Source organism: Paenibacillus sp. GM1FR (assembly GCF_002803315.1).
Classification (GTDB): Bacteria; Bacillota; Bacilli; order Paenibacillales; family Paenibacillaceae; genus Paenibacillus; species Paenibacillus amylolyticus.
This window is the reverse complement of sequence record NZ_MKZL01000009.1, coordinates 75,376-98,063: the sequence shown is the minus strand read 5'-3', so window position 1 is coordinate 98,063 and position 22,688 is coordinate 75,376. Positions and strand designations below refer to the sequence as shown.

At 47.0% G+C, this 22,688-nt stretch carries 19 protein-coding genes; 10 read left to right on the top strand and 9 right to left on the bottom strand.

Annotation, left to right across the window (positions count from 1 at the left end; translation table 11 throughout):
* Nucleotides 1-290: 290 nt before the first annotated feature.
* The 4 genes from PAEAM_RS05500 to PAEAM_RS05485 all read right to left on the bottom strand — a co-directional run bounded on the left by PAEAM_RS05500 (nucleotide 291) and on the right by PAEAM_RS05485 (nucleotide 9,476).
* Nucleotides 291-3,566, bottom strand: coding sequence for a glycoside hydrolase family 48 protein (locus PAEAM_RS05500; RefSeq protein WP_100526923.1), 3,276 nt, complete (start codon nucleotides 3,564-3,566; stop codon nucleotides 291-293).
* An 86-nt stretch (nucleotides 3,567-3,652) separates the two neighbouring features.
* A complete protein-coding gene (locus PAEAM_RS05495) occupies nucleotides 3,653-6,646 on the bottom strand; it encodes a glycoside hydrolase family 9 protein (RefSeq protein WP_243391278.1) in 2,994 nt (997 codons plus the stop codon).
* A gap of 340 nt (nucleotides 6,647-6,986) precedes the next feature.
* Entirely contained in the window at nucleotides 6,987-8,723 is a 1,737-nt protein-coding gene (locus PAEAM_RS05490) for a methyl-accepting chemotaxis protein (protein ID WP_243391277.1), read from the bottom strand.
* Nucleotides 8,724-8,924: 201 nt separating this feature from the next.
* Entirely contained in the window at nucleotides 8,925-9,476 is a 552-nt protein-coding gene (locus PAEAM_RS05485) for an undecaprenyl-diphosphatase (RefSeq protein ID WP_100526921.1), read from the bottom strand.
* A gap of 184 nt (nucleotides 9,477-9,660) precedes the next feature.
* Here PAEAM_RS05485 and PAEAM_RS05480 point away from each other — a divergent pair, with 184 nt between their 5' ends.
* Nucleotides 9,661-10,656, top strand: coding sequence for an LCP family protein (locus PAEAM_RS05480; RefSeq protein ID WP_100526920.1), 996 nt, complete (start codon nucleotides 9,661-9,663; stop codon nucleotides 10,654-10,656).
* Between the two features lie 139 nt (nucleotides 10,657-10,795).
* The gene (locus tag PAEAM_RS05475; protein ID WP_100526919.1) at nucleotides 10,796-12,049 is read left to right on the top strand and encodes an acyltransferase; all 1,254 of its coding nucleotides are present in this window, start codon (nucleotides 10,796-10,798) and stop codon (nucleotides 12,047-12,049) included.
* Nucleotides 12,050-12,087: 38 nt separating this feature from the next.
* Here the strand turns inward: PAEAM_RS05475 and PAEAM_RS05470 are convergent, their stop codons facing one another.
* The gene (locus PAEAM_RS05470) at nucleotides 12,088-12,825 is read right to left on the bottom strand and encodes a hypothetical protein (RefSeq protein ID WP_100526918.1); all 738 of its coding nucleotides are present in this window, start codon (nucleotides 12,823-12,825) and stop codon (nucleotides 12,088-12,090) included.
* A 219-nt stretch (nucleotides 12,826-13,044) separates the two neighbouring features.
* Between PAEAM_RS05470 and PAEAM_RS05465 the strand changes: the two genes are divergently transcribed.
* Complete coding sequence (locus PAEAM_RS05465; protein WP_100526917.1) at nucleotides 13,045-13,992, top strand: hypothetical protein; 948 nt, start codon at nucleotides 13,045-13,047, stop codon at nucleotides 13,990-13,992.
* A gap of 54 nt (nucleotides 13,993-14,046) precedes the next feature.
* On the top strand, nucleotides 14,047-14,289 hold the full coding sequence (locus PAEAM_RS05460; RefSeq protein ID WP_017690236.1) for an NHLP leader peptide family RiPP precursor: 243 nt from the start codon (nucleotides 14,047-14,049) through the stop codon (nucleotides 14,287-14,289).
* Between the two features lie 74 nt (nucleotides 14,290-14,363).
* Here the strand turns inward: PAEAM_RS05460 and PAEAM_RS05455 are convergent, their stop codons facing one another.
* Complete coding sequence (locus tag PAEAM_RS05455; RefSeq protein WP_243391276.1) at nucleotides 14,364-16,226, bottom strand: sensor histidine kinase; 1,863 nt, start codon at nucleotides 16,224-16,226, stop codon at nucleotides 14,364-14,366.
* A gap of 189 nt (nucleotides 16,227-16,415) precedes the next feature.
* Nucleotides 16,416-16,697 (bottom strand): hypothetical protein, encoded by a 282-nt coding sequence (locus PAEAM_RS05450; protein ID WP_036611533.1) that lies wholly within the window; start codon nucleotides 16,695-16,697, stop codon nucleotides 16,416-16,418.
* 144 nt (nucleotides 16,698-16,841) lie between these two features.
* Between PAEAM_RS05450 and PAEAM_RS31715 the strand changes: the two genes are divergently transcribed.
* The 3 genes from PAEAM_RS31715 to PAEAM_RS05440 all read left to right on the top strand — a co-directional run bounded on the left by PAEAM_RS31715 (nucleotide 16,842) and on the right by PAEAM_RS05440 (nucleotide 17,728).
* Nucleotides 16,842-17,003, top strand: a complete 162-nt coding sequence (locus tag PAEAM_RS31715) for a hypothetical protein (protein ID WP_017690239.1) — start codon at nucleotides 16,842-16,844, stop codon at nucleotides 17,001-17,003.
* Between the two features lie 122 nt (nucleotides 17,004-17,125).
* Complete coding sequence (locus PAEAM_RS05445; RefSeq protein WP_036611534.1) at nucleotides 17,126-17,497, top strand: hypothetical protein; 372 nt, start codon at nucleotides 17,126-17,128, stop codon at nucleotides 17,495-17,497.
* A gap of 39 nt (nucleotides 17,498-17,536) precedes the next feature.
* Entirely contained in the window at nucleotides 17,537-17,728 is a 192-nt protein-coding gene (locus PAEAM_RS05440; RefSeq protein WP_036611535.1) for a hypothetical protein, read from the top strand.
* 103 nt (nucleotides 17,729-17,831) lie between these two features.
* Here the strand turns inward: PAEAM_RS05440 and PAEAM_RS05435 are convergent, their stop codons facing one another.
* Nucleotides 17,832-19,046, bottom strand: a complete 1,215-nt coding sequence (locus tag PAEAM_RS05435) for an MFS transporter (RefSeq protein ID WP_100526915.1) — start codon at nucleotides 19,044-19,046, stop codon at nucleotides 17,832-17,834.
* 255 nt (nucleotides 19,047-19,301) lie between these two features.
* Between PAEAM_RS05435 and PAEAM_RS05430 the strand changes: the two genes are divergently transcribed.
* From PAEAM_RS05430 to PAEAM_RS05420, 3 genes are all read left to right on the top strand, one after another.
* A complete protein-coding gene (locus PAEAM_RS05430; protein ID WP_100526914.1) occupies nucleotides 19,302-19,952 on the top strand; it encodes a peptidylprolyl isomerase in 651 nt (216 codons plus the stop codon).
* Nucleotides 19,953-20,435: 483 nt separating this feature from the next.
* Nucleotides 20,436-20,699, top strand: a complete 264-nt coding sequence (locus PAEAM_RS05425) for a YqkE family protein (protein ID WP_036612099.1) — start codon at nucleotides 20,436-20,438, stop codon at nucleotides 20,697-20,699.
* A 205-nt stretch (nucleotides 20,700-20,904) separates the two neighbouring features.
* On the top strand, nucleotides 20,905-21,699 hold the full coding sequence (locus PAEAM_RS05420; protein WP_036612094.1) for an SDR family oxidoreductase: 795 nt from the start codon (nucleotides 20,905-20,907) through the stop codon (nucleotides 21,697-21,699).
* Nucleotides 21,700-21,834: 135 nt separating this feature from the next.
* Here the strand turns inward: PAEAM_RS05420 and PAEAM_RS05415 are convergent, their stop codons facing one another.
* Complete coding sequence (locus PAEAM_RS05415; RefSeq protein ID WP_100526913.1) at nucleotides 21,835-22,596, bottom strand: YwaF family protein; 762 nt, start codon at nucleotides 22,594-22,596, stop codon at nucleotides 21,835-21,837.
* Nucleotides 22,597-22,688 lie beyond the last annotated feature (92 nt).

Genomic DNA, 22,688 nt, shown 5'->3' with positions numbered 1-22,688 from the left:
GATAAAAGAGTTAGGTCGTTTCTCATTCAGGGCATATGCCATATGACCTAGATTTTAATGTTTAAAATCGCAAATATGGTAAACATTACTATGATTCATTTGCCGATTACCGTTCCCCGAATTCACATTTTTGCCTCCAGACTCAATACGGATCGATTTATCAGCAGTGTCCGTTTGATTATTTCGTATTTCATTTTTGCTTTTCCATAAAAAAAGAAAAGCCAGGGATTTCTCCCCGGCTTAACCTGTATGATGAGTAACATCACTCTACAATTGGTCGATCAACTCATTTAAGGTTCAATTCCCCATACCTTGGCGCCATCCTGATAAGCTGTCACTTTTGTCCAGGCACTGAAGGCCGTTTGGATGGAATCAAAGGAATAATCATTCGTTTGATCAAAATTCGTCCAGTTGTTTTTCGAGAAACGTCCCTGGATGATTCCGGTTTCGGCACCCGCGGCCAAACTGCCAGCACCCGATTTGAATCCAATCTCCAGATACGTATCCGCCGTGCCCTTGGCCGGATCTATTGAAACAAAATGCCCTTCCACGTTACCACTGCCAATCTGCGCATAATCACACCAGAAACTCAGATCAGAGGCACTATCCTTGGTGAAATAATACCGGACCTTCACTTTGCTCAAGTCCACAGCAGTTGTACCTGTATTCTTCACATTAAATTGTGGAGTAATCGCATTGACCGAAGCCCCTGAACTACCATTACGGTATTGTACTTCAAGCGTTCCTGTTGTAACTGGAGGTGCCAATGGGGTCAACACCAATACATTTGAATTCGTCTGACCACTCGTATTAATGGCTACGACTCTATAATTATAAGCCGTACCATTCACCGCTGTAGCGTCGGTATACGTCAGTGCGGTCAAACCTGTTGCCAGATCAGCATATGCTCCGGTACCAACCGAACGTTGTACCTTATAACTCGCTGCTCCAGTTGATGCGGTCCATGTCAGTACCGCCTGGGCATTGCCAGCTGTTCCAGTAAGGTTGAATACGCCTGGCACAACGGTACCTGCGAGTGGTGTTGCAGATGCCTGTGTCGACGGTGCAGACTCACCTACGGCATTCACCGCAGTGATGACATAATAATACGTTGTGCCGTTGGTCAAGCCTGTATCCGTGAATGTCGATCCTGTGACCCCTGTTGCTACAGACGTATAAGGACCACCATTCACCGCTGCACGTTTCACAGTATACGAGGCTGCACCAGCGGCTGCGTTCCAATTCAGAATCACTTGCTCACTTCCTCCAGTTGCTGTTACGCCAGCAGGAGCAGCGGGTACTTCCACTTCCGGACTATCCGAATCTCCGAGGAGACGATCATACTCGCCGTACGCTGTAGCCATATCCACCTGTGACCAGAACCGGTGATACGTAAAGGTAGGTGCACCGTTTTCCCACTGTTTCGTGGTTGTGTTATATGACGTTTTGTACAGATTATCCAGGTAAGCCCATGCCGGATCTTGCTTGATAGCTGGACGCAGATCGGAGTATCCAATGTATACGCCATTGCCACCTTTTGCCGGATCGGAAGGTACACCTGCTGTACCTGGAATCGTATTGCCTTGACCAAAGGTTCCAGACCAGTTCGCCGGGATATAGATCTCTTTGGCAAAGAAGCGGAAGTAGTCTTTACGCTCTTCTTCCGTAACAATCCCCACACCATCATTGTAATCCCAAGCTGTATCCAGCAAAGCCTCAGCCAAATCCTTGGCTTCTTGGCCTTCCGCGCTAAGTGTACCGTTCTCTGCCTGTGTTCCGGCTGCGAAGAAGGTCAGAGCTTTAACGTAACTTCCCAGAACTCCTGTATCCTGCACTGGATCTTTGGTCGTTACACGGAAGTTTGGATTTTCCGTAAACGAACTGAATCCATTCCATTTGTCCGGTTGACCCTGCCATTCCTGACCACCCGGAATCCAGAACTCACCCGGCGCCGGCGTTGTTGCTACCTGAACATTAGTTCCACCCAAAATGCGCTGTCCAGCCGCATTCAGATAATAGCCCTGCGCATCCGTCACCGGACGCTCACCTACAAATACATAATCCTTACTCCAGTCGATCCACTTCGTGATTACCTTCTTGGCCATCTGGAAGTTCTCAGAGGTCAAGTCCCCGCTCTCCGCAAGAATATAGTACATCTCGGCTACACGCTCCAGCGGCCATGCCTGGAATCCAAACCAGGTGTTGGAATCCGGATCACGATATACAGGTGCCTCCTGATAAGCCATGTCATAGAATGTACTTACGCCTGCCGGATAGGCTTTGTATGAACCATCCAGACTGTTGGTTGCTCCCCCGCCGATAGCTCCTTCATGGGATTGTAGCCAAGTGTAGAATTCCAACTGACGTTTCAGCGTAGCATTCCAATCTGCCTTCGCTGTTGCTGATTCCGGAATCAAGCCGCCAGCCGGATCAGACAAAGCATACGCTGCAACCGGGTTTTGATAAGCCTGATGGGTATGGCTCGCTCCAATGCGCCAAGCCCAATCCCCACCTTGACCCAAGCCACCTCCCCAAGACGTATACCAAGCCATGAGATACATGTTGGAATCCTTGCCTGTACCCGGAGTTGGTGTACCGCTCTTCGCACTTCCAATTTTCTGGAAGTATTTATCATACATTCCATAGCGCAGATAGTCCCCCATCTTCTTCGCTTTATCCAGATATTCCGGATTGTTGTATCCCATCTCCTTCGCCCAATACAGCACCTGTACAGCACGCGCATCGGCATCCGTTGCGTTAGTGTAACGCCATTGCGCTGACGGTACCTGCGTTTCCTTTGTGAACAAGCTCATGAAGCCTTCGTTTGCCTTACCAAAAGATTTATCATCCTGAGATGGATGCGGAATGGCTTCCCACACAGACTCCTGCTCCCCACGCTGGAACGTGTTCACATAGGTAGCCGTATGTGATGGATTCAACAGGTTTCCATATCCATACCAGTCATCCACATCGACCAGCCAGTGCATGAGATAGGTCTGATTGTTACCATAGGTCGCCTTAAGTTCGGCATCAATCGGGTCTTTACCCGCTGCATATTGACCATTAAGTTGCGATGGATATTGATCAGGAAAAGGTTTTTCCGCTGCATACGTAGCAGGGCTGTTCGGGTTGTATGAGCTCATCGTAGGCTGTTCTTCCTTGCCGTCACCTTCGTTGACCGGGATAATGTATTTCTCCATACTGTCCCAAGCTGCTTCCAGTTGGGACCAATCTCCCGTGTAGTGACCATACATGGTTTCCAACCACAGCCAGTAACTGTATGCCTCTGACGTCGTCATATGACCATAATCCGGGGCCTCACTCAACAGGGTCTCAATGGAATGATACGGTAGACCCTCTGGCGAAAAATATCCGTTCGCCGGATCTTTCAACTGATCATATAATTGCAAAAACCGGGCTTCATTAATGCCGTCTGCCTGAATCTCGATGGCCTGATCTGCGGCATGTGCTGTTTGCGGCCCTGCCCAGAGTCCGGTGTATCCGGTCAACATGACGGTTCCCGCCAGCATGGCTGTTAAACTTTTTTTCGCAGCTGATTTCAACATTAATATATACCTCCCTGGAATAGTGGAAATTGAATATAAGTGCTGTTGGTCTGCCCATGCTGCTCTTTGGCTTATGATTCAGCTAGTTACGGTTCCAAGCCCCATACTTTGGTGTTTCCCTGATACCCGGTTACCTTGTTCCATGCGGCAAAAGCCGTCTTGGAAGCATCATAGGAATAATCATTACTTAGATCGAAATTGCTCCAGTTATTTTTGGAAAAGCGTGCCTGAATCACGCCGGTCTCTGCTCCAGCGGCCAAACTGCCTGCTCCGGACTTGAAGGTAATCTCCAGATACGTATCTGCGGTACCCTTCGCCGGATTCACTGCGACAAATGTACCTTCAACATTGGCCGTGCCCATCTCGGCATAATCACACCAGAAGGTCATTTGATCCGCACCATCCTTGGTGAAATAATATCGGATCTTCACGGTACTGAGATCAATCGCCTGTGTTCCGGTATTCTTCACGGTGAACTGCGGAGTCACCGCATTACTTGAATTTCCGGACCCTCCGCTGCGGTACTGCACTTCAAGTGTACCGGTCGTCACCGGAGGTGCAGAAGGCGTCAGTGCCAAGACATTGGACAGTGTCTGTCCGTTCGCATTCACAGCTGCAATCCGGTAATTGTACGTGGTGCCATTCAGCGCTGTGGTATCGGTGTAAGTCAACACAGACAATCCGGTTGCCACATCTGCATATGTCCCGCCTCCCACCGAACGTTGTACCTTATAGCTAGTAGCGCCCGAGGCTGCTGTCCAAGTCAGGACCGACTGCGCATTACCAGCTGTCCCACTTAAAGTCAGTGCTCCCGGCACCGTCGAAGCTGCTTGCGGGGTAGCCGACACCTGTACAGAACCCGATGATTCCCCTGCTGAATTCACAGCAGTCACTACATAATAATAAGTCGTCCCGTTGGTCAGTCCCGTGTTTGTATAGGTCAATCCATTAACCCCTGTTGCAACAGTTGTATATGGTCCTCCACTCACCTCGGAACGCTTCACCGTATACGATTCGGCCCCGGATTCAGCGGCCCAAGTCAGGTTAACCTGACTGCCTCCCGCTACAGCCTGCACGCCAGCAGGTGCGCCTGGAACCGTGCCTGGTGTAACACCAGGCACCTGTCCATACACCTTCACCCCTGCATCATAGACTGGAAGGTACATGCTCTTCACAGGAGTGCCTGTGGTCAGCGTCTGGAACGAATGATCATTACTTGCATTCCATGCACCCTGTGGGCCTGTAATGCGGAACTGTACTTCTTTACGATAATTTCCTTCCCCACCTGGATAGATCTTGGTATTACCGAAGTTCGCCGTAATGGCATAGATATGCTGGGCTGTATTCACTACAACTGGTTGGGATACCGTCGCTCCCTCCGTATAGGAGGTCGTCACTTGCACGTCCGATACGGTACGTCCGGCAGCATACACTTCACTCAAATCCAGGAAATACTTAAAAGACAGTTGATCTCCCATTCGGGCAGGCCAAGCGGAACGATTATTAAGCTGTGCTCTGATTTCCGTATAATTGGCACCTGATGATTTGATCGCAGCCTCCACAAAGAACTCATCTCCCTTCACCTCAGGTGCAGGGAAGTTCGCCAGGGGCTGATGATTCTGACCAAATAGCAAATTCATCTTTGCCAGTGCGCCGGTAAAACCAGCATTGTAATCGGTTGCGACCTCATTGCTCACGTAATCCCCGATATCATCGGTATATCCATCCGATGCATCCGGGCCACCGACCATGGCACCATACAGAATGTGGCGATGGTTAGCCGGGATATCTTCGTTATTCAGCCATGAACTGTGAGCGGTCCGATGATGCGGATGTTGAGGTGCATTTTGCCCATATCCGACCACATAACTGCTCTGACGCGGATTATCGCCCAGAATATAATTCATCTGTGAGACAGCAAAATCCTGATATCTTGACTTTTTCACAGGATCACTGACCCAGTCGGAGTATACAAAAGAAATAAAGGATGCATTCGCTGCATATCGGAGCGATCCCCACTGATCCAGCCACGCCAGACCTCCTGGCGTATACTTGACTCGTGTCCCATTGACTCCAACCGTCCAATAATCCAGATTGCGCTCAGTCGACTGAATAAATCTTGTCGCCTCCGGCATGTTCAAACTGGACGTAATACGGGCAAGCAGAATCTGGGCACCATAATGTTTACTGTCCCAACCTTGTGTCCAGGTATAGGGCCAATTGGCTGAGCCTCCGCTAGAAGACCACCGGTCCGTAGCTGCAATGGCTTTGGACAAGTAAGCGCTATCATTAGTAGCTAAATAAAGCCATGCTCCACCCCATGCCAACTCGTCTTCGTATCCTGTCCACGAATTATAAAACGCTGCAGCATCAGTGATACAATCGGTGTATTCCCCCCGATATGTATCTGCGAAGTTGTACAGCTCTTTCGCATGTTGAAGCAGTCTGGCCGAATATACCGGATCATCATCTGCAAATACAATCGATGACGCTGCCAGCGCTGCAGCCGTTTCTGCCGCCAGATCACTGCCCGGGCATGAAGCATCTATCTTGAACGAAGGACGGTTCATCTGCATGACTTCTGCAGGACCCCACCAAGCATGGTCGGTATTACCTGCCCCCACTTGTCCCCATAATTCATTTGGTTTCGTATGCGCTTTCATAAAGTAGTCGGTCGCCCATCGGATATTATCCTTGATCTCCTCCAGTTGTCCGGCCTGTTCATATCCGTCGCTGTATTCCACGACAGACCAGGCGAGCATCGTTGCGGAAGCAGCCATCGGAAAACCAAACTTCACATGATCTCCGGCATCATACCATCCTCCGGTCAGATCAACGCCTACATCAGCCCCATCCTGCATGCCCGAATTACCACGCCATTCGACCCGGTTACTCGCTGGCAACGGACCAGAACGCTGTGCCTCATAGAAGTAAATGGCCTTTTGCAGTGCTTCAGCATAGTTTTGATTTCCGGCGGCCGCATCCGCCTTACGAATTCCTGTGCCCATCGATAAACTCCCTGCCAGTAATCCTGCCGATAACGCGATCATAGCGACTCGTCTCCACCAGCTCCCCTTCATGTTCAACTATTCATCTCCTCTTCATCAATATTCCGTATGCATTACTCTGGACTGCAAGTTTATATCGCTCCTCCCCATGGTGTATTTCAGTGTAAGTTCCACCATTAATTACCATTATAGCCGTTTGTTTCACCAGCTATATAAGCGTTGGTGACTTCTGAAATAACATTGTTGTGACCTGCTCTGCATCATGTGACAAAAAAAGCTGTTTCTCTAACGCATATGCGCGTTAGAGAAACAGCTTCTCGCCCTTGGTATCTTCAACAGTACAAATCGAATGGCATTCTGACCATCCGCCAGTATGTTTCTCTACACCTTAGGTATCAGAACATCTCATTGGTTACACTTTGAACTTGTTAATCTGCTCCTGCAGTTCTTCGGCCATTTTGGATAATGAACCTGCGGATGATGCAATCTCTTCCATCGAAGCCAACTGCTGCTGAGTTGCGGCAGATACATTATGAACCCCGCCCGCTGCCTCTCCAGCAATGTTGGAGATTTGACTTACATATCCTACAACCTCAGTTGTACTCGCCGACATTTCCTCTGAACCTGCAGATACTTCCTGGATTTCACCCGCTACTTTGTTGACCGCATCCGAGATCTGCTCGAAGGCTTGTCCTGCCGCAGTAACCATCTCGATTCCGGCTTCTGTCTCACTGCTGTTCACTTTCACTGCCTGAACAGCATGATCCGTATCTTTCTGAATCAATTGAACGAGATCCGTAATTCTTTGCGCAGATGTAGAAGATTCCTCAGCCAACTTACGCACTTCTCCCGCAACTACGGCGAAACCACGTCCGTGCTCTCCTGCTCGTGCGGCTTCAATGGCTGCATTCAGTGCAAGCAGATTGGTCTGCCGGGCAATGTTGTTGATTACCTCAGTAATGGTTCCAATCTCTGCTGAACGTTCCCCCAGCCCTGTAACCAATTCAGTAAGCGAAGCAATGGAATTTCGAACAGAACCCATCTGTTCAACCGCTTGCTGAATAATCATATTTCCTTCGGAAGATTGATTCGCCGCATCTACAGCAGATACGGATACACTCTGAGCTAGCTCAGCAATCTGCTCCGATCCGAGAGCCATCTCATTCATCGCCTGTGAAGAGCGTTTTACAATATCAACTTGATCCGACGTACCTACGGCCAGTTCCTCAACCGTTTCGGAAATCTGTTCCGAGGCTTGAGTATTCTGCTCCGCACTTGCAAGAAGTTCCTCCGATGAAGCGGCTACCTGTTCGGAAGTCATCGATACCGATTCAATCATGGAGCGCAGATTGCCACTCATGGTATTGAAGGAAGCCGCGAGCGTTCCCAATTCGTCTTTGTTCTTGAGCATAATCGTCTCACCCGTCAGATCACCATTGGCAATAGCCATGGCCGCTTCATTCATCTTTTTGATTGGACGTGAGATGATGCTTGCAATGAAGAATGCAATGAATATCGCGACCAGGAATGCAAAAATTGTCACTGCCAAAATCACATTAAATGTATTCTCAGCCAACTCGACAGAATCACCCGTTGCGGCTTGCGATCCTTCATTGCCTAAAGTGATTAACTTGGTGATAGAGTCGTTTGCTGTGTACCACATTGGATAGGCTTCAGTGTGCAGTCTACTTGCTTCTTCATAGTTATTTGCAATACCGAATTCTATGAATGCAGGCATTTTCTCCAGATACGCATCATAATTCGTACTGAAATCATTGTAGAGCTTCATCGATTCATCATTGCTCTCAATGTATGTAAGCAACTGTTTACGCTCATCCTCAATCTTGGTGAGGAGCAACTTTAACGCTTCATTCACCTTGACATTTTCTTCTTCGTCTTGTTCAACGATAATCGCCAGCGCCAACCGCTCTACATCCGAAACATCGCCATTCATCAAGCCAAGGAGGCTTACACTCGGCATCCAGGTCTGATCCACATCATTAGCTTTGTTTGACATTTGATGGATCTGAATTAATGCATAAACGCTTACAAAAACCAGCAGAGCCACGACGATTAAAAAACCAGTCAGTAACTTGCCTCGAATCGTTAACTTCAATATCCCCAACTTATTCCCCCGCGTGTCTTCCATGTGTCCCACTCCTCAAATAATACATATTTATAATATATCGTCACCGATCGTCGTGAATTGTAGATGTTAGAATTCAATTTCTATAAATTTCATGTAACTTCGAACATAACACAAAAAAAGTCTCCCATCTTTGGCAGAACCAGAGATAAGAGACTTCTTTCAATAAACTACCAAAACTTCACTAGACATTACTTTCAAAAGCTAACGAAAAACACGACGGTGTATGTTAATGAAGAAGTCGGGAATCGACTTGGTATAATTGCGGGTTGTAATCAGAACCACACTAAGCAGACTTCCGAGAATGAATCCTCCCAGAATATCTCCTGGATAATGCACACCAACATATACACGCGACACCCCTGTCAACACAGCGAGTAACAACATCCATGACCCGAAGCTACGTCCAATAAAGAATGAAGCAGCCGCTAGAGCAAATACAAAGGAAGCATGTTTACTTGGAAAAGAAGGATCAGGTACATGGGCAACCAGCTGATGCACAGTCCCTTCCACAAAAGGTCTTGGATGACCGACCGCTGGTGATATCCCCCATTTGGCCAGAACTAGCGCTACAATGGAAGCCACACAGGCATAAAAAACAATTCGCTGTTTCGATGGATCGCCGAGAAACCATACAATAACGAGCAGTGCGATCATGATCCAAACCGCATACTCGGATGATGTGATCATAAACCAGTCCAGAAACGGTATTTGGTCTGCAAACTGATTAATCCAATTAAATAGTGATTGATTCATAACTGGCTTTTAATACCCCCATTACACAAAACAAGATTATTTTTTACATAATAAATATACACTAACTATTTGTCAAACATTCCTCACATTGACCGAAGTTACGAAATCAAAGAGGACATTTTGCTTTCTTTTTGTTAAACTAGTTTGGGTTACATATCAGTTCAATCATAGAAAGGTGAAGATTATGCTTAAAAAATGGTTATGGGGTACAGCCCTGACCCTGGCACTTGCGATTACAGGTGTCGTTGTATATTACGGATATTCGATTGTTCATTTTGCCAATAGCATCTCCACGGCTTCCGGGACTTCATCCAACTCGTCCTCTTCCGGCACAGACAACGATTCAGACACACCAACAACAACGATTCCCAGATGGGAGGGCCAGGAACGGGTGAACATTCTGCTCCTTGGTGGAGACTCAAGAGGCGATGATTCAGGACGCTCAGACTCGGTCATGGTCGCTTCCATTGATCCGGTCACCAAGAAAGCCCATCTATTCTCCGTACTGCGAGATACCTATGTAGCCATTCCCGGGCATGGCAAAAGCAGACTTAATGCAGCCTTTTCCTACGGGGGTGCGGAGCTGACCAAACAAACCATCAGTGATCTGCTCGGTATTCCCATTCAGCATTATGTCTACACAGACTTTACAGGTTTCATGGCACTTGTTGATGCGATAGGCGGCATTGAGATCGATGTGGAGAAAGACATGTATTACACCAGTAAAGCAGATAAACATATGTACGACATTGACTTAAAAAAAGGATTGCAGCATATGGACGGCAAAACCGCCCTGCAATATGTTCGGTTCCGGCATGATGCCACCTCGGATTTTACGCGCACCGAACGGCAGCGGATCTTCATGACCGAGCTGGCCAAGAAAATGCAAAGCACTACGTCGCTCTTCAAAATCCCGGATATCCTGGAAGCCATCGCTCCTTATATTGAGACAGACCTCAGTCCAACCCAGATGTTAAAACTCGCATCACTTGGCTTCGATATCCATGTGAACGATATCGATCAGAAGCAGATTCCACCGAACAAACTACTCACCAATGAACTGGTCGGCTCAGCTCAGGTGCTGGGCGTTGATGTGACCAAACTCCAGTCCTACATTCAGAAACTGTTTGAAGAAGATGCCGAGTCCTCAGAGACTCCATCAGCAGAGGGACAGAACTAAAACAAGCATGAGATATATCAACAGAAAAGACGGCCAAAGCCGTCTTTTTTAGTACCTATTTTCTCCATTTAATGCAGCCTTAATGTTTAACAGGTACCCTTATATGATGAACTCCGGTTCCTGGAGGGAGGATTACAATGTGAAAAAACCGCGAATAGCGGAATGGACCGAACTGCGGGGCATTGCCTTTCTGGCAATCGTCATGCAGCATAGTATCGCTGAGTATATCTATCGCGCTGATATTGAACAACCGGATTCCATTATGCTGACCATGATTTATCATCTGACCCGATTTGGTACGCCGACGTTTGTATTTCTATCGGGTGTTATGTTGTTTTACCATCATCGTAACACCAAACCGGACTATCCTCGCTTCATTCGAAAGCGATTTGGCGATATCTATATGCCGTTTGTCGTATGGACACTGATCTACTGGCTTTCTGTCCGTATCTTCACCCCCGCGTTCTGGCTTGCAGGCATACCGGATTTTCGCAGTCTGATTCGTGAACTGTTTGTCCCACAGACAGGATATCATCTCTGGTTTGTCATTATGGTGTTTCAGTTCTATATTCTGTTCCCCCTGTTTTTGGTGGGAGCAAAAGCCATTCAGAGACGTATCCAGAACGCCTCACGTTTCACGCCCATGCAAGTCATTATCGGGCTAATTCTATTTGCAGCAGCACTATACGGCCTGCTTATGAAATGGTCCTACTATAATATGGGAGGCTGGACAGAATCCATGTCTGAGCCTTGGTCAACGTTGCTGCAATATCGCTCCTATTCATGGGTGATGTACTGGTTCTACTTTTTACTAGGTGCCGTATGTGCCTGGTCAGTGGATAGCTGGAGAAGTTGGACCACGAAGATCCTGCCATGGACGATCTGTCTGTTTATAGGGATGTATATATGGCTTGGTTACGATGTGCTGCGTGGGTCCGGGGATGTTGTGAATCTGAATATCTCCACCTATCTGAAACCAACCACATTCCTGATCATTATGGCTCAGATGTTTATGATGTATGGTTTCCTTGTACTGATGCGGAGCAAAAACACAAGGTTTCAGCGCCTGTTAGCCTGGATTGGCCGCTATTCATTTGGTGGATATCTGGTTCATGCACTGGTGATCTACGCGATCGCTTATGTCACCAGACCGCTTCAACTCAGTGGATGGCATCTGCCTGTAACGTTGCTATCGTTCCTTGTAACCGTTGGTATTGCTCTTGCTATCAGTTGGGCGCTATCCAAGCTTCCTGGCTCACGTTTCACCGTAGGATTAATGCGCAAATCACGTTCTATACCTAATTCATCAGCTGCTGTGAACAAAAGAAATTCATCTGAGCGAACTCCGTCACCCGGCCCAACTCGCAGTCCGGGAACGAGTGAGCCGTTTTAAAAATAAAGAAGAGCGCCCCCTCACGGAGACGCTCTTCTTTATTTCACTTCGCTCGAAGTTGATCGTCCAGGAACAGGTTCCTGGGGACCCGGGGCTGGATGCACGTTGCCCTTCTGATTCACAAATCTCTTCAGATCACCCGTTAATTGTTCCTTCAGCTTGTCCACCAGCTGCGTTTCGCTAATGCCTTTTGCCTGAGCAATCTCAGCCAGGGATTTCCCTCCCTGAAGCTGCTCGTGCAGTTGAGCAGGCGTGACTCCAATAAACCGGGCAATTTCGCCCTTATCTACCATGGAACGTTTGCCATGGTGGGCAAATTCACGCCGCAAATCACGCAGCGGGGTATTAATGACCTTTTTCAACTTGGTATCCATGTCCGCCTTCGTGGCTTCAGCTTGTTCCTTGGTGAGACAACCTTCTTCTACAGCTTGATCCAGACGTTGTGCCAGTGTAGGCTTCAACTTCTGCAATAACTGCTCCTCGCTAAGTCCCTTACGCTGTTTGGCAATCTGGGACAACGTCTTGCCAAGTTCCATCTGTTCTTTCAGATCCCGAAGTCCAATCCCAAGCAAGTCTGCCGTCTCACCAATCATGAACAGACCGTGTCCTGCCTGCATGCATGGCTTCGCTGGTTTGCCAGAGGAAGAAGCTTTTGACGCATCGTCATGTTGCTCAGCACGAACGGCTGGGTCAGCAAATGCCACATGTCCTGTTACTGCTGTTATAACTACGGCTGCCAATCCGGCTGCCATCCATGTTTTCCATTTCAAATTCATTTTTCTGCCGCCTTTCCGATGTCGAAATCCTGTGCCTTCCTAGTTTGAGCCTAAAATCCACTTTTTTATGCCATAAAATACAAAAAGTCATCATTTTTCTCACAATTGATCACAAAAAATCCTATTTTTTTCAGTTTATTTCCGCTATAATGAATGTAACTTCATGATCTAGTCGAACAGTCCTGAATCACCTTATCGCAGGAAGGACGAGATGTAACGATGCGGAAAGATTGGTTAGATCCGTTTAGATCCGATCTGGAGGTCGTGTTTGCTTCAGCGGAGCAACTCGTACGGGAATATCCCGAACCCTTGTCAGGACATGCATTAGAGCAGCTTCGTTCGGTTAATCCGCTGTTACGAGATTCGGGACACAGCTACATCGGGTACATCACTCCACTTTGGATTCAACACTCAGATAAACTACCCCCAGAGAAAGCACACCAATTAAGTACAGCCTGTCTCATTCACATGTTATATTTTCTGAATCAGGACGACGTGATGGATGAACAACCGGAGAATGCCACATTGCAGTTATCCCTGGGTAATCTATATTACATGGATGCACTTCAATCTTACGCGGTATTATTCAATCCTTCCTCCACGTTCTGGGTCTATTTCAGACAATATGTAGTGGATTGGGCCGTGAGTGTTACGGGTGAGCATTCCATTGATTATTTCCAACAGAATCCCTTGTTGATTGCGCAAAAGGCTGCCCCTCTCCTCATTGGAGCTACTGGTGCACTCCTTCTTCAGAATCAGTCCGACCGGATAATCCCGGTGTGTTCTGCCATCAACATCACACTCATGACTCTCCAGATGACCGATGACTTCACAGACACGCAACAAGATGCTGTGCATGGAAACTACAACAGCTACCTCTCCCACATATCCGCAGCACTGAATCACAACTATCCAGTTCATCCTCTAAGCGAACGTATACATGACAATGTATACAATACACAACTTATGAACTCTTATGTAGACATTGCTTATCACTATAATCGTATACTAACATCGTCTAACTTAGGAATATCGCATCTCGAGGCGTTTAATTCTTATTTATGCAGCACTTTAGTACAAGCTGTTCAGGACATTACACAACGGAAGAAACGGCTCCTCCAAGGCGGGTTTCATCACTGGATTAGCGAGCAACAGTTGGGATTCTGAACATAAGGACTAAGCTGATTCAGTTTAATTTTAAATATGAAGGGAATGTTGACGATGATGGTATCAGAGAAAACGTTGCATGAGGATATTATTGAAAAGGCTTGGACTGACGAGCACTTCAGACAACAATTGCACTCCAATCCGAAGCAAGCGCTTCGTGAAGCGTTTGGCATCATAATCCCGGAGCACATTCAGGTGCGTACCGTTGAGGAGCAGCAGAATGACTATGTGCTTGTCATACCTCCCAATCCTTCCAAAGTAAATTATGATGTGAATTGCGGACCTTGGAGAAGTTAAACCGGGTGAGTTATTGGTAATGTAAGAAATCAGGGGTAGGAACAAAAAAGCCGCTGTATCCTTCTGTGAGTTCGTCAATCGACGAACTCGGCAAAAGATACAACCGCTTCTGTTCCTACCCCTTTGGTGCTTGTAAAGCTGATCTGTCCTTGCATCGCTTCAACAATTCGGAATGTCACCATCATGCCCAGGCCTGTGCCTTTGATTTTATTGGAGAAATAAGGCTCGCCCAACCGGGAGAGTGCTTCCTCGTCCATTCCTTCTCCGTTATCCCTGACATGCACCTTAATCATTCCATCCTGCTTGTACGCCCAGATATCAATCTGACCTTGTCCCTGCAGAGCTTCAATACTGTTCTTGATAATATTGATAAAAGCCTGCTTGAACTTCGAGGAATTGCCTCGAATATATAGATCTGGCGGAATGTCGGTAGTGATTTTACCACCTTCCAGATTAGCCATCGGTACAAGAATGCCTTCAATATGATTGAACTCATCCGAGATATTGAGCGAGATAATATGGTCAAACTCAGGTTTGGCAAAGGTAAGAAAATCCGTTATGATGCCCGAAGCCCGATCAAGTTCTTCCAGTGCAATTCGCACATACCCCTTATTTTTGTTGTCTTCCTGTTCCGTCATAAGTTGCAGGAACCCTCTTGTCACCTGAAGTGGATTACGTACTTCATGGGCAACGGAAGCGGCCAGTTCGCTAATAATCTCCATCTTTTCGGATCGCTGCAACTCATTGTTGAACAGCTCCAGTTCCTTGGAATACTCTAGAACTTTAGTATGTTTTTCGGCAAAACGACTTCCGAGAATGGCAATCAACGAGATCACAAATGCAACCATGGACCATTTCCACCATAACAGATGATACGTCCCACTCCGCTGATAATACCACAACAGTTCAGCCACACTGATCAAGGCAAATGTACCAAATCCCGTTGCAAGCAGCATAGCTTCCCGATTTCGTTGCAGCGCTTTGGCGATGGTACCAACCAACAGGATTGTCAGCAGAATGACCAGCACAATGCCAACCACACGCTGTACGAGCAGATTGTAGAGGATCTCCCATTGCCCACCTGAAGTAACATAGATAAATAGAGAGAACACAGCGATAACTGAATATATGAATAGTATTTTTCGCAGTTTGGTGAAGATTCCATGCAGTCCTGGCCCGATTATCTGTTCAAAAAAATAACATAGCGCTGGCATACCCAGCAGCATCGCCAGATCAAAGACTACGGAATACAGGTCACCATATACCTGATAGAACGTATACAAAAATTGCGAGTACGTGATGATCATCGTTCCGATGGAACCCATCACAATGCATAGCGAGATCCATAATCCCTTATGGAATTTGCCAAGGAAGAACGTACAACTCAGCATCGTAATCGCTGTGAACACAAAGGTCGCGCCCAAAATTACATCAATAAGTCCGTTATGAATATATTTCTCCTGTAACGCGGCATAAGGTCCAACCTGAACAGTACCTTGTATCCCCAGACGGCCTTTTTCATTTTGCGACCATACATAGAGCGTGTCACCTGAATTTTCGCTGGATAAGGGCAGCAACACCGCATTATTATCATAATTGTAATGGTAGTTCTCGTAGACCTTGCGGTCTTCCAGATAAACAACAATATGATTGCCTTTAATGTTCTCAAATCGAATGGCTGAACTTTCCTCACTCAACTCAGGGATGGTCAGGCGAGTCCATAAAGAATTCGATCGATCCGTATTGCTATACTCTAACTTATCGCTGCCCTGCTTTTCCCATATTTCGTCTGCTCCCTTAACCTCACTGATGAACCCTTGGTCGTCAACGTTCCCCCATTTTACTTCCCATCCTGTAATGGATACAGGTTGCTGAACCGCTCCTGTAGTTGCAAAGACTATCCCATGTGGCATGCCTAGAATAATCAATACACTCATCCATAAGATGACGATAGCTTTGGGCACATTTTTCATTCACAGCACCTCAAAGTTCTAATTTTCCCTATCTTAGATTCTCTCATTTATCATTCGCCACCGTTTGTCACGTCACCTTCTTGAGATAAAATGAAATTTCACATTTAAGTCGATTTATAGTCTTATTTCCATTTTATTGTTAAAGTTATTCGATTAATCACGCAGGTCTTCGAACTGGTTCACTATCATTTCCCGTTCTTTCTGTTCAACTTGACTGCGAAATTCAAGCCACTGCTCTGTCTCCTCATCATCATAGATGGTCCATATGTCGGAAAAAAGGAAATCCCGTAACTGGACCACTTGCCCGGACCATATACCGCCTACCCAAAACAAACCATCCGGACGACGGATGACGGTACGGGAGAACCCGGGGGTGGACGCCTTTTGCCCGATACGGATGCGTGTGATCATATTACCCAGTGTATACCAGTCCACATGAATCCCTCCCTTACATATTCAAGCTTCATCATAACATAGGCAAAACAGGAAAAGCTGTAAAAACGGTGGCTGCGATTCAATCCTTTGCTCCGGGTGTAATGGTTTCTCAAAGCAAACAAACACGCTAAGGAGATGATTACAATGAATGAGCCCCATCGTACGGTTGAGGTAGAACATAAGGATGTTCAGCATAAATCGGATTCAAGTATGGTCGCTTCCACATTTATTAAATATGCCGCATATATCATTATCTTTTTCGGATTCTTATACTTCTTGGTTAAATATGTATTCCCCAAATTCTAAGGCATTCATATCGTAGTGAACACCCGGAGATAATAACCTGTGCAAGATTACAACACTAGCGCTTTGGGTAACTACGGGGTAAGAAGCATTTGGACAACCGACAATGAAAGGAAGTGTTACTCATGTCTGACAAACCAATTAGTAACGAAGAGAGCGACCGCTATTATGACCGTTATCAGAGGTCCCGCGATATTCCGCCAGAGACGGAAGTCCCGGAAGGCGATATGGATACCTTTGATGAAGTTTCCGGCAGACGGATTGTAACGGAAGATTCGGATCTGGCACCCGTAGCCGCAACCGCTGTGGATGAGCCGGAATTGGATTCACGTTTGGCAGAGACACCGCTGGAATCTGTACCGGATGCAGATCTTCTGCAACCAAACAGTCCGGTTGATCCTGCTGCACCCGATCCGGATGCGCTGCATGGTACCGATCTGCTTAATGGTGCTGGTGCGGATGCCAAACCAGAGAACGACATTCCACCGCGACATTAACAGCTGTTATGACATCCTGAATGAGGAGGTGCATACACGATGAAGGAAGATCGCCAAAAGCATGTGCATGAACCGGATAATCTCGTGACCGAACGGGATATTGACCCGGACTTCGGACTGTTCACTGAGGACTCCTTTCCCGAAGCACTTGAGGATGAGGATCAACGTGATGCGGTCGAGCATGCCATTCCCAAAGAGAAGGCTTCTCGTAAGCCCTCTTCGGATGACTAACTTATATAGATCCGTAGTAGACTTAAAAAAGATGACGTCTGTAATTTTCACAGCGTCATCTTTTTTGTTACCTGTAAGTTCACTTTCTCTTTGCAATTCAGCATCATCGTTTAGCGGAAACCTTACTTACCACGGGCAGTTTGTGATCCAATCCTGACCACTTGGCTACAATCGCAGTGATGATCAATGCAACTCCATTAATAATAAATATCCAGCGTATCGGCAGCCAGCCACCAAGTACACCACCAATAATCGGTCCCGCCATCGTCCCGATCTGGGCAGCGGATTGATTCAGACTAAAAGCCCTGCCCCGGAAACTCGATGCGGTAGCCTGCACAATCATGGCGTTAATTGCCGGAAATACAGCCGCAAAGAATAAACCATACACAAATCGTAAAATGCCGAATGCGATATAACCTGTTGTAAAGAACTGCAGAAGATTCCCTACAGCCCCACCAACCAGTCCGATGATCAACACTTTACCGTATCCAATCCTTGAACCAATCTTGCCCCACCGCGGCGCCATAATAACTGTTGCTACCCCCACCGCTGAGAAAATAATACCCGAGCTGAGTGAGGCACGATCCGGCTGAACACCCATCTCCATCACATAAACCGTCAATAATGGCTCCAGAATCATGACGGAGAACGTACATATGCCCATCATGCCAAGCACCGTCATAAACAAACGATTCGCTCTTGCTTCACGAATATCATCCATGACGTGGGAACGAGCTTTGTTCCGGTTGAAGTTCTCTTCTTTTACCCAGAAGGTTGCGATGATTGCTGAGACTAACACAACAATAGCCGAAAATAAAAATGCATTCCGGTTGCCATAATAATGACTCACCACGCCACCAATTAACGGTCCGATAATACCACCAGTGGCTCCTGCAGTGGACATAATACCAAGTGCATAACCAGTCTTCTCTTCAGGTGTATTTGTGCCTACCAGAGCAATCGCTGCTGGAACAAACCCTGCAAGCAGACCCTGAAACAATCGAACAACAATCAGAGAATACGGGTCCTGCACGAAATAATTGATTAAATACAAGACGGCAAGGCTGTATCCCGACCGGATCAGCATGGGCCTGCGTCCGTATTTGTCAGCCAGTGATCCCCAGAACGGAGACACGAGTGCACTCGCGAGAAACGTAATGCCAAATGCCAGTCCTGACCATAACTCCAGGTGATCACGAACCCCCAAGTCAGCACTTAGAAACAGGGGCAGAAATGGAATCGAGATCGAATACGCGGTGCTGCAAAAAAATACACCAATCCACAATATGACCAGATTGCGCTTCCACGAGAAGTTCATATACCCGCACGCCCTTTCCGTTACTGACGACGGGACTGCCGTGTATTGGAGCGGACGGAACAGACCCGTACGTCCCGATGCGGAAGCATTTTCCTTATTTTACACCCATCATTCCACGAAGACCATCCCTTGTTCACCACAAACACATGTATTACATTGCCATCCTGTCCACAAAAACGGTATGATAGTTGGGTAAATATCCAAATATGATTTGGAGAAAATATATAATGCAGAGATGCAAGGAGGAACGTTTTCATGTCTTTACGGTGGAAAAAAACAACCGCAGTATCGCTCGTTCTTGCGATGCTGCTTATCGTCATTAGTGGTTGCGGACGCCCTGCAACCAGTGCCGAGCAAGCGCCGGTCCCGGCCGCACCTGAAGGTCCAAACCCGGTGGCTACCATTGAGATGCAGGATGGTCAAAAGATCGTTATTGAGCTCTATCCCGAGATTGCGCCCAACACGGTGTATAATTTCATCTCCCTTGCGAATAAAGGGTTCTATGACGGCCTGATCTTTCACCGGGTCATTCCGGGCTTCATGATTCAGGGTGGTGATCCCGATGGCAACGGTTCAGGCGGCCCAGGTTATACGATCAAAGGGGAATTTACATCCAATGGCCACAAGAATCACCTAAATCATACTCGGGGAATCATTTCGATGGCACGTAAATCGGATAATCTTGATTCAGCAGGCTCCCAGTTCTTCATCATGTTAGCTGACGCGGATTACCTGGATAACTCATACGCTACCTTCGGTAAGGTAACAGAAGGTATGGAAGTTGTTGATGGTATTGCTGCTCAGGAAATAGGTGAAGGTGACAAACCGGTTTCCGATCAAGTTATGAAAAAAGTTACGGTAGACACCCACGGTCTGGAATATCCAGAGCCGGTAAAAATGCCTTAATGAACTTCCTTCCAAACGGATGATAATCCATGGTTATGACTTGTTAATGAACTCTAAACAAACAAAAGCTCTGTCCTTTGCGAATCTCGCAAGGCAGAGCTTTATTTTTTGATTTTAATGATAGCGGTTACATCTATGACTTTATAAAAAATGACCTCTTCCGGCATCATCCTCAATACATCCATCCCATCAAACGTAACCAGCCGATAATCGCAATCCATAACGGGCAGCTAAAGGCAACGCCCCATGCAAGCCCTTTCAGTAAACCACGGTTTACTTCCACGAACAACGACTCCTTTCTCCAGGGAATAGTCGCAGTATCGGTAATAGTATATGATTTTATACCCGTTTTCATTCGTCACGCAACCCTCGTTTTCCTGCTTTTGTTCCGCAGATTCATGGAATGCTTTACGGGAACCTGATATACTATGACTACTGTACGATAAATGGAACCTGATTCATGTTTGGAAAGGAGATTTTCCTATGGCAAAATCCAAAAAACGCACTCCTGCTCCCAAAGCAGCAGTAGCACAGGATAAACCCACAACACTGAAGGATCTGCTCAGCAGTGATGTGCTGGAGAAGCTGAAAGCTCAGGCGGATGAAGCCAAGGCTGCCGAGGCGGCTCTTAAAGAGCAGGAACGTCAGCAGGCAGAAGAAGCCCGCCAAGCGGAGCAGAAGCGCCGGGATAACGATTTCGAATATTTGCTCAATAACAGCGCTATGGACTGGAAAAAACATAAGTAAACCAAGGCATGACCTAAGGGTGTCTCCTATCACACATGCCAAAATAATATTACAGCAGACAGATGATGAAGTTGATCTGTTCCAGAACAGGGCCGCGTTGCGGTCCTGTTCTTTTTGATATATACACATATGATTCACGCGTCTTGAGCCGGGTATGTTAGAAGTAGAGCGTACAACGATAATCTAACTCATGGAGGGATCAGAGATGACAGAACAACGTTTGGAAGGCAAAGTGGCGATTGTAACCGGAGGTGGATCGGGTATTGGTCAGGCTACTGCTATTCGATTCGCCGAACATGGGGCCAAAGTGTACATGCTGGATCGCACACCCGAAAATGCGGAGGAAACCAAGCAGACGATCGAAAAGGCTGGCGGAGAAGCGTATGTGATCGAATGTGATATCTCCAAACCGGATAATGTGCAGAAGGCAATCAATCAGGCTGCGGCTGAAGCGGGTAAACTGGATATCATATTTGCGAATGCCGGCATTAACGGAACGATGGCCCCGATTGAAACGATGGAAATTGAGGACTGGGACCAGACGATGGAGATCAATATGCGCGGAACCTTCGCAACCGTCAAATATGCTATTCCTCATCTGAAAGAACATGGCGGCAGCATCATTATCACTAGTTCCATCAACGGTAACCGGGTCTTCTCAGGGATTGGTTTCTCTGCATACGCTTCCAGCAAAGCGGGACAAACTGCATTTACCAAGATGGCTGCACTGGAGCTGGCTCGTTATAAGATCCGTGTAAATGCCGTTTGCCCGGGAGCCATCGATACCAACATTGATGATAACACCTACCCGTCGGATGATCTGAAAGAAGTACAGATTCCTGTTGAATTCCCTGAGGGTCACGAACATCCGCTCAAGGGCGAACCTGGAACGTCGAAGCAAGTGGCGAACCTCGTTCTGTTCCTCGCTTCCGATGAAGCCTCTCATGTTACAGGTACACGAATCTACGTGGATGGTGCGGAATCTCTGCTCCGTGGATAAACATATAAAAGCTGGCCCCATTCAGGGACAACGCCCAAACATCCCGCAAGCGACCTGATCCAGTCAGGTTACTGCGGGATATTTTATTTATAAAGAGTTTATAATGCGGCGCAGGCGCAACTACTAGGATTATCCCTATACCGCGGAGCTTTTACCTTTTTTCACACGATGCTTCAACCGATCTGGAATGGCAAAGAGCAAAATGTACATCAGCGAGAACAAGACTAATGCAAGGATCTCTTCCCCAAGGATGTACATGGGATACGGACCTAGCACATCCAGCACCGAGGGTGTACTCGGTTTGTGTCTCAAAAACATATAATTCGCGTCAAGCATGACATCTACAATGTATACGATTAGTGCTGCCACATTCACAAATATCATCGAACCTGCTACAGATCTCCAGCTAGGTCGCAGCTGTTCCACCCAGGTCATATATAGTAAAGCCAGAATGATACAGGCATGAGCAACGATAAATTGAATGAATCGAAAATGTGCATAACCATAACCCAGATTAGGAGTCAGGATCGCCATAAGGGCTCCAGCAATGCCTGCAAACAGCAGTGCAGAATGTAACAGTCGACTGCGTGTCAGTAGTAACAACGCCGATAATAGCAGAGACAGACTGCATAGTTCGAGTGGCAGTGAAGTCTGCAGGCTCCATATCCCTCCATACACATACCAGAGTTGCAGCACGATTTCGCAGGCAAACATGATGCAGGCCAGAACAATCCGCAGTATGCGGCGTGCCCTCTCTGACCATGATCGAAGATGGTGTCGAAGCAAAAACATCAGTACAATCATTGCTGTAATTACGCTAATTGAAACGATATGTGAAGTGGAGAACAGGATAAACGGCTCTGCATCATAAGGGTCCAGCCATGTTGGATACGCCATGCATCTCTTCTCTCCTTTACAAGGATCTCACCAACAGTATCTCTCTTTAATGTTAACTTTTTCATTTTGCCATTGAATGAAAGAGCTGTCCA